Origin of the sequence: Streptomyces sp. NK08204 (assembly GCF_020400585.1) — a bacterium.
In the GTDB taxonomy this organism is placed as follows: Bacteria; Actinomycetota; Actinomycetes; order Streptomycetales; family Streptomycetaceae; genus Streptomyces.
Genome location: NZ_JAINVF010000022.1, coordinates 35,376 through 50,172 on the forward strand (window position 1 = coordinate 35,376; position 14,797 = coordinate 50,172).

The 14,797-nt window shown below is 71.0% G+C and carries 13 protein-coding genes; 12 read left to right on the forward strand and 1 reads right to left on the reverse strand.

The window, feature by feature from the left end; all coding sequences use genetic code 11:
• Positions 1 to 32: 32 nt before the first annotated feature.
• The 6 genes from K7G59_RS26635 to ftsH all read left to right on the forward strand — a co-directional run bounded on the left by K7G59_RS26635 (position 33) and on the right by ftsH (position 9,812).
• The gene (locus K7G59_RS26635) at positions 33 to 1,511 is read left to right on the forward strand and encodes a hypothetical protein (protein ID WP_225838524.1); all 1,479 of its coding nucleotides are present in this window, start codon (positions 33 to 35) and stop codon (positions 1,509 to 1,511) included.
• Positions 1,512 to 1,855: 344 nt separating this feature from the next.
• A complete protein-coding gene (locus tag K7G59_RS26640) occupies positions 1,856 to 3,199 on the forward strand; it encodes an ammonium transporter (protein ID WP_225838526.1) in 1,344 nt (447 codons plus the stop codon).
• Positions 3,196 to 3,534 (forward strand): P-II family nitrogen regulator, encoded by a 339-nt coding sequence (locus K7G59_RS26645; RefSeq protein WP_086730248.1) that lies wholly within the window; start codon positions 3,196 to 3,198, stop codon positions 3,532 to 3,534. The genes K7G59_RS26640 and K7G59_RS26645 overlap by 4 nt, the downstream gene beginning before the upstream one ends.
• 62 nt (positions 3,535 to 3,596) lie before the next feature.
• Positions 3,597 to 6,107: a [protein-PII] uridylyltransferase gene (locus K7G59_RS26650; protein ID WP_225838528.1), complete on the forward strand. Its 2,511-nt coding sequence runs from the start codon at positions 3,597 to 3,599 to the stop codon at positions 6,105 to 6,107.
• Between the two features lie 106 nt (positions 6,108 to 6,213).
• Positions 6,214 to 7,764, forward strand: a complete 1,551-nt coding sequence (gene ffh / locus K7G59_RS26655; protein WP_225838530.1) for a signal recognition particle protein — start codon at positions 6,214 to 6,216, stop codon at positions 7,762 to 7,764.
• A gap of 110 nt (positions 7,765 to 7,874) precedes the next feature.
• On the forward strand, positions 7,875 to 9,812 hold the full coding sequence (gene ftsH / locus K7G59_RS26660) for an ATP-dependent zinc metalloprotease FtsH (RefSeq protein ID WP_225838532.1): 1,938 nt from the start codon (positions 7,875 to 7,877) through the stop codon (positions 9,810 to 9,812).
• On the opposite strand, the gene K7G59_RS26665 is transcribed toward ftsH, so the two are convergent.
• On the reverse strand, positions 9,809 to 10,720 hold the full coding sequence (locus K7G59_RS26665; protein WP_225838533.1) for a cyclopropane-fatty-acyl-phospholipid synthase family protein: 912 nt from the start codon (positions 10,718 to 10,720) through the stop codon (positions 9,809 to 9,811). The genes ftsH and K7G59_RS26665 overlap by 4 nt on opposite strands.
• Positions 10,721 to 11,181: 461 nt before the next feature.
• Here K7G59_RS26665 and K7G59_RS26670 point away from each other — a divergent pair, with 461 nt between their 5' ends.
• The 6 genes from K7G59_RS26670 (at position 11,182) to rplS (ending at position 14,754) form a co-directional block, all read left to right on the forward strand.
• Positions 11,182 to 11,781, forward strand: coding sequence for a hypothetical protein (locus K7G59_RS26670; protein ID WP_225838534.1), 600 nt, complete (start codon positions 11,182 to 11,184; stop codon positions 11,779 to 11,781).
• Between the two features lie 286 nt (positions 11,782 to 12,067).
• Positions 12,068 to 12,487 carry a 30S ribosomal protein S16 gene (gene rpsP, locus K7G59_RS26675; protein WP_225838535.1) on the forward strand — a complete coding sequence of 140 codons (420 nt, stop codon included), beginning with the start codon at positions 12,068 to 12,070 and terminating at the stop codon, positions 12,485 to 12,487.
• Between the two features lie 5 nt (positions 12,488 to 12,492).
• A complete protein-coding gene (locus K7G59_RS26680; protein WP_003973401.1) occupies positions 12,493 to 12,732 on the forward strand; it encodes an RNA-binding protein in 240 nt (79 codons plus the stop codon).
• Positions 12,733 to 12,847: 115 nt separating this feature from the next.
• Positions 12,848 to 13,435, forward strand: a complete 588-nt coding sequence (gene rimM / locus K7G59_RS26685) for a ribosome maturation factor RimM (RefSeq protein ID WP_225838536.1) — start codon at positions 12,848 to 12,850, stop codon at positions 13,433 to 13,435.
• Positions 13,435 to 14,268, forward strand: coding sequence for a tRNA (guanosine(37)-N1)-methyltransferase TrmD (trmD, locus tag K7G59_RS26690; protein ID WP_225838537.1), 834 nt, complete (start codon positions 13,435 to 13,437; stop codon positions 14,266 to 14,268). Before rimM ends, trmD begins: the two co-directional genes overlap by 1 nt.
• A 135-nt stretch (positions 14,269 to 14,403) precedes the next feature.
• Positions 14,404 to 14,754, forward strand: coding sequence for a 50S ribosomal protein L19 (gene rplS / locus K7G59_RS26695; protein WP_055704359.1), 351 nt, complete (start codon positions 14,404 to 14,406; stop codon positions 14,752 to 14,754).
• Positions 14,755 to 14,797 lie beyond the last annotated feature (43 nt).

The following is a 14,797-nucleotide window of genomic DNA, read 5'->3' on the forward strand; positions in this document are numbered from 1 at the left end:
GTGAAAGTGGTCTCAGGGATGGGGGCGTTCCAGTGGGCGGCAACGGCGGTAGCGGGACGAACGCTGACAAGCGCCCCAACGAGCTGCTCGGTTCATGGTTCGTGCGCAGCGGCTGGTCCAAGGGCGAACTGGCCCGCCAGGTGAACCGCAGGGCACGCCAGCTGGGTGCCGGCCACATCTCCACCGACACCTCCCGGGTGCGCCGGTGGCTGGACGGGGAGAATCCCCGCGAGCCGATCCCGCGCATCCTCTCCGAGCTGTTCTCCGAGCGCTTCGGCTGTGTCGTGTCCATCGAGGACCTCGGTCTGCGCGCCGCCCGCCAGGCACCCTCCGCGACCGGCGTCGACCTGCCCTGGACCGGTCCGCAGACCGTCGCGCTGCTCAGCGAGTTCTCGCGCAGCGACCTGATGCTCGCCCGACGCGGCTTCCTCGGCACCTCGCTCGGCCTGGCCGCCGGCCCGGCCCTCATCGAGCCCATGCAGCGCTGGCTCGTCCCCGCCCCGGCCTCCCCGGTCGCACCCGGCCCAGGGCCCGAGGCCGACCACCGCCGCCCCGGCCGCCTTTCCCAGCCCGAACTGGAGCTGCTGGAGTCCACCACGCGGATGTTCCGCCTGTGGGACGCCAAGTGCGGCGGCGGCCTGCGCCGCAAGGCGGTCGTCGGCCAACTGCACGAGGTCACCGACCTCCTCCAGGAACCCCAGCCCGAGGCCACCACCCGCAAGCTCTTCAAGGTCGCCGCCGAACTCGCCGAACTGGCCGGCTGGATGTCGTACGACGTGGGCCTCCAGCCGACCGCGCAGAAGTACTTCGTCCTCGCCCTGCACGCCGCCAAGGAAGCGGGCGACAAGCCCCTCGGCTCCTACGTCCTCTCCAGCATGAGCCGCCAGATGATCCACCTCGGCCGGCCCGACGACGCCCTGGAGCTGATCCACCTCGCCCAGTACGGCAGCCGTGACTGCGCGAGCCCGCGCACCCAGTCCATGCTGTATGCGATGGAGGCCCGCGCCTACGCCAACATGGGCCAGCCCGGCAGGACCAAGCGCGCGGTCCGCATGGCCGAGGACACCTTCGCCGAGGTCGACGAGTGGGACGAGCCCGACCCCGACTGGATCCGCTTCTTCGACGAGGCCGAGCTGTACGGCGAGAACTCCCACTCCTTCCGCGACCTGGCCTACGTCGCGGGCCGCAGCCCCACCTACGCCTCCCTCGCCCAGCCGCTCATGGAGCGGGCCGTGGACCTGTTCGCCAAGGACCCCGATCACCAGCGGTCCTACGCGCTCAACCTGATCGGCATGGCCACCGTCCACCTCCTCCAGCGCGAGCCCGAGGAGAGCACCAGGTACGCCTCACGGGCCATGGAGATCGCCACGAAGGTCCGCTCCGAGCGCGTGAACACTCGTATCCGAAAGACGGTCGACACGGCCGTGCGCGACCACGGCGACCTCGCCGCCGTGATCGACCTCAGCGAACAGCTCGCCGCCGACATCCCGGAGACCGCGCAGGCGGTCTGACCCCGTAGGAGAACAAGACCCCGGCCGCGGCCGGACCTCCCGATCTGCTCGACTCGGCTCCCCCCATGCCAGGTCATCGGAGAGGCCCGCCGCGGCCGGCCTGCTTCCCCGCCGGAGTCCTCCAGGGAAGGTTGCGCCACGATAACGATCGGCGTGGCTCAGATCCGGCGGTTCATCGACGCGTAACACTCCAGGCGCCTTCGTCACTCCAGCGAAACAACGAGGGGCGTCCACCGAAACCGCGCTGCGTCAATCTCTGGCGCATAACCGGCCCACCCCTCAACCGACCGGACCGCTCAGGCACCGCCCGCACGGGGCCGTACCACACCGACGAGGAGACGCCGATGGCACCAGCCATCACGCTTGCCGCGGAGGCACCCAAGCTGTCGTCCGCGAACACAGGCTTCATGCTCATCTGTTCCGCCCTGGTGCTGCTCATGACGCCGGGCCTCGCCTTCTTCTACGGAGGCATGGTCCGCGTCAAGAGCACCCTGAACATGCTGATGATGAGTTTCATCAGCCTCGGGATCGTCACCATCCTGTGGGTGCTGTACGGCTTCTCCCTGGCCTTCGGCACGCATGACAGGTTCATCGGCTGGAACTCCGACTGGTTCGGGCTCAGCAACATCGGCCTGACGGAGCTGTGGGACGGCTACACCATCCCGATCTTCGTCTTCATGGTCTTCCAGCTGATGTTCGCCATCATCACGCCGGCCCTGATAAGCGGTGCCCTCGCCGACCGCGTCAAGTTCTCCGCCTGGTCGCTCTTCGTCGCCCTGTGGGTCACGGTCGTCTACCTCCCCGTCGCCCACTGGGTCTGGGGTGCCGACGGCTGGGCCTACAAGCTCGGCGTGATCGACTTCGCCGGTGGTACGGCGGTCCACATCAACGCGGGTGCCGCGGCGCTCGGCGTGATCCTGGTCATCGGCAAGCGCGTCGGCTTCAAGAAGGACCCGATGCGCCCGCACAGCCTTCCGCTGGTCATGCTTGGCGCCGGTCTGCTGTGGTTCGGCTGGTTCGGCTTCAACGCCGGTTCCTGGCTCGGCAACGACGACGGCGTCGGCGCGCTGATGTTCGTCAACACGCAGGTCGCGACCGCCGCCGCCATGCTGGCCTGGCTCGCCTACGAGAAGATCCGCCACGGCGCGTTCACCACCCTCGGTGCCGCCTCCGGCGCGGTCGCCGGTCTGGTCGCGATCACCCCGTCGGGTGGCGCCGTCTCCCCGCTCGGAGCGATCGCCGTCGGTGCCATCGCCGGTGTCGCCTGCGCCGCGGCCGTCGGCCTGAAGTTCAAGCTCGGCTACGACGACTCCCTCGACGTCGTCGGCGTCCACATGGTCGGCGGCATCATCGGCTCCCTGCTCATCGGCTTCTTCGCCACCGGCAAGGGCCAGTCCACCGCGACCGGCGTCTTCTACGGCGACCACACCTGGACCCAGCTGTGGAAGCAGTGCGCCGGTGTCGGCGCGGTCCTCGCCTACTCCCTGGTCGTCTCCGCGGTCCTCGCCTTCCTCCTCGACAAGACCATGGGGATGCGGGTCACCGAGGACGAGGAGATCTCCGGCATCGACCAGGCCGAGCACGCCGAGACCGCGTACGACTTCAGCGGCGCCGGCGGAGGCGTCACCGGCTCCGCCGCCCACACCCCGACCCTGGCCGCCGCCCGGACCAAGAAGGTGGACGCATGAAGCTCATCACCGCCGTCGTGAAGCCCCACCGGCTCGACGAGATCAAGGAGGCCCTCCAGGCCTTCGGCGTCCACGGCCTGACCGTCACCGAGGCAAGCGGCTACGGTCGTCAGCGCGGCCACACCGAGGTCTACCGTGGTGCCGAGTACACCGTCGACCTCGTCCCCAAGATCCGCATCGAGGTACTGGCCGAGGACGACGACGCCGAGCAGCTGATCGAGGTCGTGGTCAAGGCGGCCCGCACCGGCAAGATCGGGGACGGCAAGGTCTGGTCCCTGCCGGTCGACACGGCCGTACGGGTGCGCACCGGCGAGCGCGGCCCGGACGCCCTCTGACCCGACAGGACGCGCAGGGTCCAGGCAGCGTTCTGACACCGCGGAAGGACAGGAGTTCCCGGGTGACAAGTACGGATGTGCGAATCGAAGCGGATGACTCGGGACCCAGCGGCTACGCGGCGGCCCGGCTGCGCCTCCTCACCGAGGGGACGCGGTCCGGGCCGCCGCGCCGTGCCGCGCTCGCCGAGCTGACCGACGACTGGCTCGCCGGCCTGTTCACCGGCGCGGCCGACGATCCGAAGGCCACGGCCGGCGGCCCGCAAGCACCGGCCGACAGCCCCCAGGGGGTCTCCCTCGTGGCCGTCGGCGGCTACGGCCGCGGCGAGCTGTCCCCGCGCAGCGACCTGGACCTGCTGCTCCTGCACGACGGCAGTGACCCCGACGCGGTCGCCACCCTGGCCGACCGCCTCTGGTACCCCGTCTGGGACCTCGGCCTCGCCCTCGACCACTCCGTGCGCACCCCGGCGGAGGCCCGCAAGACCGCCGGCGAGGACGTGAAGGTCCAGCTCGGCCTCCTGGACGCCCGCCACCTCGCCGGCGACGCCGCGCTCACCGCCGCCCTGCGCACCGCCGTTCTCGCCGACTGGCGCAACCAGGCACCCAGACGTCTCCCCGAACTCCAGGAACTGTGCGCCGAACGCGCAGAACGCCAGGGCGAGCTGCGGTACCTCCTGGAACCCGACCTCAAGGAGGCCCGCGGAGGCCTCCGCGACGCCACCGCGCTGCGTGCCGTCGCCGCCTCCTGGGTGGCCGACGCCCCGCGCGAGGGCCTCGACGAGGCCCGGCGCCGGCTGCTGGACGTCCGTGACGCCCTGCACCTGACGACGGGCCGCGCCACCGACCGCCTGTCCCTCCAGGAGCAGGACCAGGTGGCGTCCGAGCTGGGCCTGCTGGACGCCGACACGCTGCTGCGGCAGGTGTACGAAGCAGCACGCGTGATCTCGTACGCCAGCGACGTCACCTGGCGCGAAGTGGGGCGCGTGCTGCGCTCGCGCGCCGTACGGCCGCGCCTGCGCGCCATGCTGGGCGGTGGGAGGGCGCTGGGCAGCGGGAAGCCCGTCGCCGAGCGCTCCCCGCTGGCCGAGGGAGTCGTGGAGCAGGAGGGCGAGGTGGTGCTCGCCCGCACCGCCCGCCCCGAACGCGACCCCGTGCTCCCCCTGCGTGCCGCTGCCGCTGCCGCACAGGCCGGTCTCCCGCTCTCCCTGCACGCCGTGCGCCGGATGGCCGCCACCACACGCCCCCTGCCCACACCCTGGCCTGCCGAGGCACGCGAACAGCTCGTGACCCTGCTCGGCTCGGGCCGCCCGACCGTCGAGGTCTGGGAGGCACTGGAAGCCGAGGGCCTGATCAGCCGCCTCCTGCCGGACTGGGAGCGGGTCCGCTGCCGACCGCAGCGCAACGCGGTCCACATCTGGACCGTCGACCGGCACCTGATCGAGACCGCCGTCCGCGCCTCCGAGCTGACCCGCCGCGTCAGCCGCCCCGACCTGCTCCTGGTCTCCGCCCTGCTGCACGACATGGGGAAGGGCTGGCCCGGCGACCACTCGGTGGCCGGCGAGATCATCGCCAGGGACGTCGCCGCGCGGATCGGCTTCGACCGGGCGGACGCGGCCGTGCTGTCGACGCTGGTACGCCACCACCTGCTGCTCGTCGAGACGGCCACGCGCCGTGACCTGGACGACCCGGCCACCGTCCGCTCGGTCGCCGAGGCGGTCGGCACCCAGAGCACGCTGGAACTGCTGCACGCGCTGACCGAGGCGGACGCCCTCGCCACGGGCCCGGCCGCCTGGTCCTCCTGGCGCGGCTCCCTCGTCACCGACCTCGTACGCCGGGTGGCCGCGGTCCTCGCCGGGGACGCCCCGGACCAGCCCGAACCCGCCGCGCCCACGGCCGATCACGAGCGCCTCGCCGTCGAGGCGTTCCGCACCGGCGCCCCGGTCCTCGCCCTGCGCGCACAGAGAGAACCGGTCACGGGCGAGGAACCCACCGGGGAACCCGAGCCGCTCGGCGTCGAGCTGCTCATCGCCGTACCGGACCAGCCGGGCGTGCTGCCCGCGGTCGCCGGCGTCCTGGCCGTCCACCGCCTGACCGTCCGCACGGCCGAGCTGCGCACCCTGCGCCTGCCGGAGGACGTGGACGACGGCTCGGTCCTCCTCCTCAACTGGCGGGTCGCCGCCGAGTACGGCTCCCTGCCCCAGGCGACCCGGCTGCGCGCGGACCTCGTCCGCGCCCTGGACGGCTCGCTGGACATCACGGGCCGCCTCGCCGAACGCGACGCCGCCTACCCGCGCCGCCGGGGCTGGCCGGCCCCACCGCCGCGGGTGACCGTGGCGCCGGCCGCCTCCCATCACGCGACGGTGATCGAGGTGCGGGCCCAGGACGCCCCCGGGCTGCTGCACCGCATCGGCCTGGCCCTGGAGAAGGCGGGGGTGCGGGTGCGGAGCATGCACGTGTCGACCCTGGGTTCCAACGCCGTGGACGCTTTCTACGTGACGACCGGTACGGGCGCGCCGCTGCCGGAGCAGGACGCGGGATCACTGGCTCGGGCGCTGGAGCAGACGTTGCGGGCGTGACCGGCGTCCCCGCCCTGAACGCAGTGGGCGGGGACGAATTGGCCGCAGGTCCAGATACTCTGGAGGACAGCCCAAAACGACTCCGACTCCGAGGACCGACGCCACCGTGTTCGATACCCTCTCCGACCGCCTCAGCGCGACTTTCAAAAACCTCCGCGGCAAGGGCAGGTTGTCCGAGGCGGACATCGACGCCACGGCCCGTGAGATCCGCATCGCGCTTCTCGAAGCCGACGTGGCCCTGCCTGTCGTCCGGACGTTCATCAAGAACGTCAAGGAAAGGGCACTCGGCGCCGAAGTGTCCAAGGCGCTGAACCCGGCCCAGCAGGTCCTCAAGATCGTCAACGACGAGCTGGTCACCATCCTCGGTGGCGAGACCCGGCGGCTCCGCTTCGCCAAGCAGCCTCCCACCGTGATCATGCTCGCCGGTCTCCAGGGTGCCGGTAAGACCACGCTCGCGGGCAAGCTCGGCCGGTGGCTGCAGGAGCAGGGGCACTCGCCGCTGCTGGTCGCCGCCGACCTCCAGCGTCCCAACGCCGTCAACCAGCTGAGCGTCGTCGCCGAGCGCGCCGGTGTCGCCGTCTTCGCGCCGGAGCCCGGCAACGGTGTCGGTGACCCCGTCAAGGTCGCCAAGGACTCCATCGAGCACGCCAGGACCAAGGTCCACGACATCGTGATCGTGGACACCGCAGGCCGTCTCGGTATCGACCAGGACATGATGCAGCAGGCCGCGGACATCAGGGACGCGGTCCAGCCCGACGAGATCCTGTTCGTCGTCGACGCGATGATCGGTCAGGACGCCGTCAACACGGCGGAAGCCTTCCGCGACGGCGTCGGCTTCGACGGCGTGGTCCTGTCCAAGCTCGACGGTGACGCCCGTGGCGGCGCGGCCCTGTCGATCCGGCAGGTCACCGGCAAGCCGATCATGTTCGCGTCGAACGGCGAGAAGCTGGACGACTTCGACGCGTTCCACCCGGACCGGATGGCCTCCCGCATCCTCGACATGGGTGACCTGCTCACCCTCATCGAGCAGGCGGAGAAGACCTTCAGCCAGGAAGAGGCCCAGAAGATGGCCTCGAAGCTGGCGTCCAAGAAGGGCCAGGACTTCACCCTGGACGACTTCCTGTCCCAGATGGAGCAGGTCCGCAAGATGGGCTCCATCTCCAAGCTGCTCGGCATGCTGCCGGGCATGGGCCAGATCAAGGACCAGATCAACAACCTGGACGAGCGGGACGTCGACCGCACCGCCGCGATCATCAAGTCGATGACCCCGTCCGAGCGCCAGGACCCGACGATCATCAACGGCTCCCGCCGTGCCCGTATCGCCAAGGGTTCCGGGGTCGAGGTCAGCGCGGTGAAGAACCTCGTCGAGCGGTTCTTCGAGGCCCGCAAGATGATGTCCCGCATGGCCCAGGGCGGCGGGATCCCCGGCATGCCGGGGATCCCGGGCATGGGCGGCGGCCCCGGCCGGCAGAAGAAGCAGCCGAAGCAGGCCAAGGGCAAGCAGCGCTCCGGCAACCCGATGAAGCGCAAGCAGCAGGAGCTGGAGGCCGCGCAGCGCCGTGAGGCGGCCGCGCAGGGCGGCAACGCGTTCGGGCTGCCGCAGCAGGAAGCCCAGGACTTCGAGCTGCCGGACGAGTTCAAGAAGTTCATGGGCTGAGTCCCGCTCGTACGTCTCTGAGGGTGTCCTTCTCCGGAAGGGCACCCTCCGCGTATGTCAGGGGTTCCGCTGCGCGTGCCAGGGATTGGTCCATGTCGTAACGTCCCGATATGACCAACCCTGCGCCGCCGCGCAAGTCGCCGGACCAGCCCTGGCGCACCGAGGGTGCTCCCGAGGAGCCGCCGAAGCCGCCCGGCGGGCGGCGGCTGCGCGGGGGCTGGTGGGGGCTGATCGTCGCCGCGCTGGTGGTGTACCTGGCCGCCAACCTGGTGCTGTCCTACTTCGACCAGGCCAACGAGCCGACGATCGCGTACACCGAGTTCAGCAGACAGGTGAACGACGGCAATGTCGCCAAGATCTACGCCAAGGGCGACTCGATCCAGGGCCAGCTCAAGAAGGAGCGGACCAAGCCGGGCGGCGGCACGTACACCAAGTTCAACACCGAGCGTCCGTCCTTCGCGGATGACGACCTCTGGGCGAACCTGACCCGGCACCACGTCACCGTCACGGCCGAGCCCGTCGTCCAGCACCGCGGTTTTCTCGCCAATCTGTTGATCTCGCTGGCTCCGATGGTGCTGCTGGTCGCCGTGTGGGTGTTCGTCGCGCGGCGGATGAGAGCCGGGCTCGGCGGTCCGGGCGGCATGCTCGGCCGCAAGGCGCCGCCCAAGCCGGTCGAGCTGGTGCCGGGGCAGAAGCGCACCACGTTCGACGACGTGGCCGGCATCGACGAGGTCCAGGGCGAGCTGCACGACGTCGTCGACTTCCTGAAGAATCCCGACGCCTATCGCCGCATGGGCGCCAAGATGCCCCGCGGCGTGCTCCTCGCGGGCCCGCCCGGCACCGGCAAGACACTGCTCGCGCGGGCGGTCGCGGGGGAGGCGGGAGTGCCGTTCTTCTCGGCGTCCGCCTCGGAGTTCATCGAGATGATCGTCGGCGTGGGCGCCTCCCGGGTACGGGAGCTGTTCGCGGAGGCGCGCAAGGTCGCCCCGTCGATCATCTTCATCGACGAGATCGACACCATCGGGCGGGCGCGTGGCGGCGGCGCGTCGGTGAGCGGGCACGACGAGCGCGAGCAGACCCTGAACCAGATCCTCACCGAGATGGACGGTTTCTCCGGCGCCGAGGGCGTCATCGTGCTCGCCGCCACCAACCGGGCCGACATCCTCGACCCGGCGCTGACCCGCCCCGGCCGTTTCGACCGCGTGGTGCAGGTCTCGCCGCCGGACCGGGGCGGCCGTGAGGCCATCCTGGAGATCCACACCCGGGACATCCCCCTCGCCCCGGGCGTCGACCTCGCCCAGGTGGCCCGCACCACCCCGGGCATGACCGGCGCCGATCTGGCGAACCTCGCCAACGAGGCCGCCCTGCTCGCGGTCAAGCGGAAGCAGGACGCCGTGACCCAGAGCAACCTCTCCGATGCCCTGGAGAAGGTCCAGCTCGGTGCGGAACGCCCACTGGTGATCCCTGCCGAGGAGCGCAGGCGCACCGCCTACCACGAGAGCGGGCACGCCCTGCTCGGCATGCTCCAGCCGGGCGCCGACCCGGTGCGCAAGGTCACCATCGTGCCGCGCGGCCGGGCGCTCGGCGTGACGCTGTCCACGCCGGAGGCCGACCGGTACGCGTACACCGAGGAGTACCTGCGCGGCCGGATCATCGGCGCGCTCGGCGGAATGGCCGCCGAGCAGGTGGTCTACGGAGTGATCACCACTGGTTCGGAGAGCGACCTCGAGCAGGTCACCGGCATCGCACGCGGGATGGTCTCCCGCTGGGGCATGAGCGAGCGGGTCGGCCGGCTGTCCGCCCTGCCCAACGACGCCCAGCAGGCGTACGGGCTCGCCGCCGCCCCGCAGACCCTCGACGTGATCGACGGCGAGATGCGGCGGATCGTGGACGAGTGCTACCAGGCGGCGTGCCGCAAGCTCCGCGACCACCGCGACCAACTGGACGCGCTGGCGCAGGCGCTGCTGGAGAACGAGACGCTGGAGGAGGCGGACGCGTACCGGATCGCCGGGATCACCCGCCTGGCCAAGGACCTCGACGAGTCCTAGGGGACGCGGGCGATCAGGTAACGGAACACGTTCGGCATCCACACCGTCCCGTCCGCGCGCCGGTGTGGGCGCAGGGCCTCGGTCAGTTCCTTGTCAACCTGTCTGCGACCGGTCGCCGCGACCGCTCCGTCGAACAGTCCCGTGGACAGCAGGCCGCGTACGGCGCTGCCGAGGTCCGCGTAGCCGAAGGGGCAGGCGACCCGGCCGGAGCCGTCCGGCCGCAGTCCTGCCCGCTGTGCGACCTCCTCCAGGTCGTCGTGCCGGGCCGGACGCCAGGCGCGGGCGCCCCGCGGGGGACCGGCCGGTTTCGTCGCCACCCGCAGCACCCCCGAGGTGGCGCAGCGCTCCGGCGGGCCCCAGCCGGCCAGCACCACGGCGGCCCCGGGCGCGGCCTGTGGCAGCGCGGTGGCGAGCAGCTCGGCGAGGTCCTCCGCGTCGCCGGCGCGGCAGCCGATCGGCTCGAAGACGGTCACCACGGTGTACGCCTCCGCCTCCGCCTCGGCGTCGTCGGCCGCGTCCGTGGCCGCCTCGGCTGCACCGCAGTCGTCCCGGATGTCCCCGAGGATGCGTACGGCCCCACGCGTGCGTGCCCCCTGCGGGGGCGGGGTGTCCGGGAGCAGGCGTTCACGCGCGAGGGCGAGCCGCTCGGGGCAGGAATCGGCACCGGTGACCGCGGCCCCTCTGGAGGCGGCCAGCAGCAGGGCCAGCCCGGAGCCGCAGCGCAGGCCCAGCAGCCGGGTGCCGGGGCCCACGTCGAGTCGCTCGTAGACGGTCTCGTGGAGCGGGACCAGCATCCGCTCCTGGATCTCCGACCAGTCACGCGCGCGTGCGCCCAGGTCCGCGCAGTCCGGCGCATCGGGTGCCGAATCCGCGCGGGAGGGGTGGTGCCGCACGAGCGTAGGTGTCATAGGTAAACGCCCCAATCCGCCGACAGTTCACCGCCTGTGCCCCCGTGGGTCCCCCCGTCGTGTGGCCCCCGGTGCGTGCGCACTCTCCACGGTTGACAGGTAACTCCCGGCTCGCGGCGGCGTCCAGGGGTCGTGGCGGTCCGTTTGCCGACGGCCCGGTGTCGGGGGCCGGGCCGTCGAACGGTAACGTCGCGATCGTCACGGACGCTGACTGAGGTGAGGTCTCCTCCCCAGAGCGGCCGAAACGCCCCTTGTGCATCCGCCGGCCGCCGCCGCGGCCGGGCTACGCGCCGGGGCGTACGTCGAACTACGCACCAGCTTGGTATGAGCTGTGCCGCTTCTCCGCAGATCAGCGCACCCGCCCTCGTCAGGACGCATCAGCGGCAACTGACGGGTACGTGCAAATTATTTGGGATGCCCCGGAATAGGAACACAGCGGCACCCACGCTCGTTGTCATTACGTGAGCACGACACAGACAACCCCTGTCCTCGCCGCAGAGCTGGCGCAGGCGTGGTCCGACATTCAGCGGTACCACCCCGAGCTGCCGGATCTGGCCGCGCCAGAGTCCCTGATCGGGGAGTCGTCGTCCGCGTGCGGGCACGAACTCTCCTTCGAACGACTGCTCCATGAAGCAGTCCACGGCCTCGCCGCCGCCCGCGGTGTCCGCGACACCTCCCGCGCCGGCCGCTACCACAACCGCCGTTTCCTCGCGATCGCCGAGGAGCTGGGCCTGGACCACCCCGAGGAACCGCACCCGAGCAGCGGCTTCTCGCTGGTCACGCTCAACACCGAGGCGAAGCGGCGCTACCGCCCGACCATCGAGCGGCTGCAGCGCGCGCTGAAGGCCCACACCGCGGCCACCTCCGCCGACACCTCCCGCACCTTCCGCGGCCCGGCCGCCCGGCACGGCTCCTCCGGCGGCGGCGTCCGCGTCAAGGCGGTCTGCGACTGCGGCCGCAACGTCCGCGTGGTCCCGTCGGTCCTGGCCCAGGCCCCGATCGTGTGCGGCGGCTGCGGAAAGCCGTTCCGGATCCCCGAGGTCGTGGGGGCGGCGAGCTGAGACCGCGGCTGCTCGTGGCAGCCGCGACCCGCTCGCCGGGCCCGGGCGCGGCACCCGACGTAACTCCCCTCCACGCCGGGTGCCGTACGCGCATGCCCGGACGCACCCCGCCTCACCCTCGGCCGGAAGCGCCCCATACGGTGTGGCAGAATGGCTAGCTGTACTCGACAGCCGCACAGGACCCCTCTCTCCTCCGGCTGACGCGTCCATCGGGCATTCGGGTACCGCAACCCCACGCGGCAGCTCGCCGTGCCCAACCACGTCAAAACCAGGAGAATCCACTCCCGTGGCAGTCAAGATCAAGCTGAAGCGTCTGGGCAAGATCCGTTCGCCTCACTACCGCATCGTCGTCGCCGACTCCCGTACCCGCCGTGACGGCCGGGCCATCGAGGAGATCGGCAAGTACCACCCGACCTACAACCCGTCGGTCATCGAGGTGGACGCCGAGCGCGTGGCGTACTGGCTGGGTGTCGGCGCGCAGCCGACCGAGCCCGTCCTCGCCATCCTGAAGAAGACCGGCGACTGGCAGAAGTTCAAGGGCGAGCCGGCCCCGGCGCCGCTGCTCGTCGCCGAGCCGAAGGCCGCGCGCCCGTCGTTCGACGCTCTCGGCGGTGACGACGAGGGCAAGGGTGAGGCGATCACCCAGAAGAAGAAGGCTGAGAAGAAGGACGAGGCGGCTGCTGAGTCCGAGTCGACCGAGGCCTGAGCAGCATGCTCGAAGAGGCGCTTGAGCACCTCGTGAAGGGCATCGTCGACAACCCTGACGATGTGCAGGTCGCCTCGCGCAACCTGCGCCGCGGGCGCGTGCTGGAGGTTCGGGTCCACCCCGACGACCTCGGCAAGGTGATCGGCCGCAACGGCCGTACCGCGCGCGCTCTGCGCACCGTCGTGGGCGCCATCGGCGGTCGCGGTGTCCGCGTCGACCTCGTCGACGTGGACCACGTCCGCTGACGCTTCATCGCAACCGGCTCGGGCCGGGGAGGGCCACTGGGCCGTCCCCGGCCCGCAGTCGTATGGCAGGACGTTTGAGCAGGACGTCGAGCAGGATGACAGGAGAATTGGACACGTGCAGCTGGTAGTCGCACGGATCGGCCGCGCCCACGGCATCAAGGGCGAGGTCACCGTCGAGGTACGTACCGACGAGCCGGAGCTGCGGCTCGCCCCGGGCGCCGTTCTGGCCACCGACCCGGCCTCCGCCGGGCCGCTCACCATCGCCACCGGCCGCGTCCACAGCGGCCGGCTCCTCCTGCGCTTCGAGGGCGTCAGCGACCGCAACGGAGCCGAGGCCCTGCGCAACACTCTGCTGATCGCGGAGATCGACCCCGAAGAACTGCCCGAGGGCGAGGACGAGTACTACGACCACCAGCTCATCGACCTCGACGTGGTCACCGAGGACGGGCAGGAGGTCGGCCGGATCACCGAGATCTCGCACCTGCCCTCCCAGGACCTGTTCATCGTGGAGCGTCCCGACGGCAGCGAGGTGATGATCCCCTTCGTGGAGGAGATCGTCACCGACATCGACCTGGCCGAGCAGAAGGCGGTCATCGCGCCCCCGCCCGGCCTGATCGACGACCGGGCCGAGGTCGTCTCCTCCCGGGACGACGGGGCCGCTTCGCGGCACGACTCGGGGGACGTCTCGGGGGACGATGCGTAATGCGCCTCGATGTCGTCACGATCTTCCCCGAGTACCTGGACCCGCTGAACGTCTCCCTCGTCGGCAAGGCCCGCGCACGCGGCCGGCTCGACGTGCACGTGCACGACCTGCGCTCCTGGACGTACGACCGGCACAACACGGTGGACGACACGCCGTACGGCGGCGGCCCCGGCATGGTCATGAAGACCGAGCCCTGGGGCGACGCCCTGGACTCCGTCCTCGCCGACGGCTACGAGACCGGAGCCAAGGCGCCCGCGCTGATCGTCCCCACGCCCAGCGGCCGGCCCTTCACCCAGGAACTGGCCGTCGAGCTGTCCGAGCGGCCCTGGCTGATCTTCACCCCGGCCCGCTATGAGGGCATCGACCGGCGTGTCACGGACGAGTACGCGACCCGCATGCCGGTCTACGAGGTCTCCATCGGCGACTACGTCCTCGCCGGCGGCGAGGCCGCCGTCCTGGTCGTCACCGAAGCCGTGGCCCGGCTGCTGCCCGGCGTCCTTGGCAACGCCGAGTCCCACCGGGACGACTCCTTCGCGCCCGGCGCGATGGCCAACCTCCTCGAGGGCCCCGTCTACACCAAGCCGCCCGTCTGGCGCGGCCGGGACATCCCCGATGTGCTGCTCAGCGGCCACCACGGCAAGATCGCCCGCTGGCGCCGCGACGAAGCTCTCAGGCGTACGACCGCCAACCGGCCCGACCTGATCGAGCGCTGCGACCCCAAGGCCTTCGACAAGAAGGACCGTGAGATGCTCTCCATCCTCGGCTGGGAGCCGGACCCGGACGGCGAACCGCACGGCCGATTTTGGCGCCGGGTCGAGGGCGTGGAAGAATAGACCGCTGCTGTGCGTCCGTCCGGCGTGCGCCCCTGCCACAGGGGGACACGACGTCCGCCCCGACCCGCACACGGCTTCGTGCACATCCCTAGATGCCGTTGATGACCTGTGGCATCAGCGAAGAAAGCAGACGAAATGTCTCACCTGCTCGACTCCGTCGACGCCGCGTCGCTGCGCAGCGACATCCCGGCCTTCCGCCCGGGTGACACCGTCAACGTCCACGTCCGCGTCATCGAGGGCAACCGCTCTCGTGTGCAGCAGTTCAAGGGCGTTGTGATCCGCCGCCAGGGCTCCGGTGTCCGCGAGACCTTCACGGTCCGCAAGGTCTCGTTCTCCGTCGGCGTGGAGCGCACCTTCCCGGTGCACACCCCGATCGTCGAGAAGATCGAGCTGGTCACCCGGGGTGACGTGCGCCGCGCCAAGCTGTACTACCTCCGTGACCTGCGCGGCAAGGCCGCCAAGATCAAGGAGAAGCGCGAGAGCTGATCTCGCGCCGGCGTTCACAGCGGGGGCGGATAGCATCTGGCCC

Bases quoted from the DNA above. Each gene is read 5' to 3' on its own strand.
- K7G59_RS26640 (WP_225838526.1), top strand. From the start codon at position 1,856: ATGGCACCAGCCATCACGCTTGCCGCGGAGGCACCCAAGCTGTCGTCC.
- K7G59_RS26645 (WP_086730248.1), top strand. From the start codon at position 3,196: ATGAAGCTCATCACCGCCGTCGTGAAGCCCCACCGGCTCGACGAGATC.
- ftsH (WP_225838532.1), top strand. From the start codon at position 7,875: ATGACCAACCCTGCGCCGCCGCGCAAGTCGCCGGACCAGCCCTGGCGC.
- K7G59_RS26665 (WP_225838533.1), bottom strand. From the start codon at position 10,720: ATGACACCTACGCTCGTGCGGCACCACCCCTCCCGCGCGGATTCGGCA.
- K7G59_RS26680 (WP_003973401.1), top strand. From the start codon at position 12,493: ATGCTCGAAGAGGCGCTTGAGCACCTCGTGAAGGGCATCGTCGACAAC.
- trmD (WP_225838537.1), top strand. From the start codon at position 13,435: ATGCGCCTCGATGTCGTCACGATCTTCCCCGAGTACCTGGACCCGCTG.
- rplS (WP_055704359.1), top strand. From the start codon at position 14,404: ATGTCTCACCTGCTCGACTCCGTCGACGCCGCGTCGCTGCGCAGCGAC.